Raw genomic sequence first — 1,574 nt, 5'->3', positions numbered from 1 at the left:
GGATTCAAGAGCTACGGTCACTTCTCGCGCCACTACCAGGAACGGTTCGCGCAGCTACCCGGCGATACGCTCCGCCTGCCGCCTGGATGACGAATTCCTGACCTGCCACGGCCGGTAACCGGAAATCTGCTCTGTGCCGTGGCCGTGTGTCGATACTCCTTCATCTTGCTGTCACGCCCATTTAACTTGTTTCGCTGACGGTGCCGCAAAGAGGAAAAGGGCGGTCGGTTTCCGGCTGGCTGCCGGCCGCCTCGGTACTGGAAGATAAATGTGAATGGAGTGGCCTTAAGAAAGGGATCGTCATGAGAGCTCTGCTCATTACTCACGGCAGCCGTGGAGATGTCCAGCCTTTCGCGGCGCTGGCTAAGGCGCTGAATGAGGCCGGCCACAGAGTGACGCTGGTGGCGCCGGCGGCGTCGGCCGGAATGGCCGAACCCTATTGTGAGCGCGTCGTGAAAATTCACGACGGTCCCAATGTGCTCGCGGACGATAAGTCGGTGGTCAATAGTCTCGAGAGTAGATTCCGTGGACTGCGCGGTAAAGTCGGCTTGATCACGACGGCGCGCAAGACGCGTCGGCTCGTCCGCACATATTTGGGCGACATCGCCGCGATGGTGCACGATGCGCGTGCACGCGGCGACGCTGAATTCGACGTGCTCGTTTATCACGTGAGTGTGCCCGCACACCATGTGGCAGAGCTCTTGGGGATCCCGTCGGTCGTGATGTGTCCGCAGCCGTACTGGGTCCCGACGGATGCGTTCCCGGATCCGTCGATGCCATACAGGGTGCCCGGCTTTCTCAACAAGCCCTCATACGTCGCCAGCAGGGCCGTGCTGTGGGCCTTCGCCGGTGGCAGCGCAGGTTGGCGAGAACAGGGCCTGGGTCTGGAACGCCGTCGGACCGACCGGATGCGCCAGGCGGACGGCACGCCGACGACGGTGCTGCACGCGTTCAGCGAGCTGCTGCTGCCGGCCGGCACCCGTTACCCGGAGTGGGTGCACACGGACGGGTTCTGGTTCCTTCCGTCGTCGGACGGCTGGACTCCACCTGAGCACCTGACCAGGTTTCTGGAGGCCGGTCCGGCTCCGGTGTACATCGGGTTTGCGAGTTCGGTCGTGTCCGATCCGGCCGGCCTGGGCAGGTTGGTGCGCGACGCAGTCCGCAAGGCGGGGACACGTGCCGTCGTCGTCGGGGGTTGGAGCGGTCTGACGGCCGATGATCTCGGAGAGGAGATCATGTTCGTCCGTGACGTGCCGTTCTCCTGGCTGTTCGAGCAGGTTTCGGCGGTCGTGCATCACGGTGGCTTAGGGACGACGGGAACCGCCCTGGCCGCCGGCCGGCCTCAGGTGGTGTGTCCGTCGTTTCCCGATCAGTGGTGGTCCGGACGCAGCATGCACCGGCTGGGGGTAGCGCCTGCCCCGATCAGCGATCGGGCGCTCAGCTCGAGCACCCTGGCCGCGGCCATCACACGGGCCGTAAGCGACCCCGGCATGGCGGCGCGGGCGAAAGAGCTTCGCGATCCGATCCGTGCGGAGGACGGCACCGGGGCAGCGGTCAACGTCATCGAAGCGGTG

At 64.9% G+C, this 1,574-nt stretch carries 1 protein-coding gene and 1 pseudogene; both read left to right on the top strand.

The window, feature by feature from the left end:
* Positions 1-90: pseudogene (locus ELR45_RS42665) on the top strand (AraC family transcriptional regulator); the annotation flags it as partial.
* 212 nt (positions 91-302) lie between these two features.
* Positions 303-1,574 (top strand): glycosyltransferase (locus tag ELR45_RS11010; protein ID WP_165367671.1); only part of this gene is annotated, 1,272 nt, incomplete at its 3' end.

Origin of the sequence: Phytoactinopolyspora endophytica, assembly GCF_004138495.1 — a bacterium.
Taxonomy (GTDB): Bacteria; Actinomycetota; Actinomycetes; order Jiangellales; family Jiangellaceae; genus Phytoactinopolyspora; species Phytoactinopolyspora endophytica.
The sequence above is the reverse complement of the archived record's forward strand: the minus strand, read 5'-3'. Positions and strand labels throughout refer to the sequence as shown.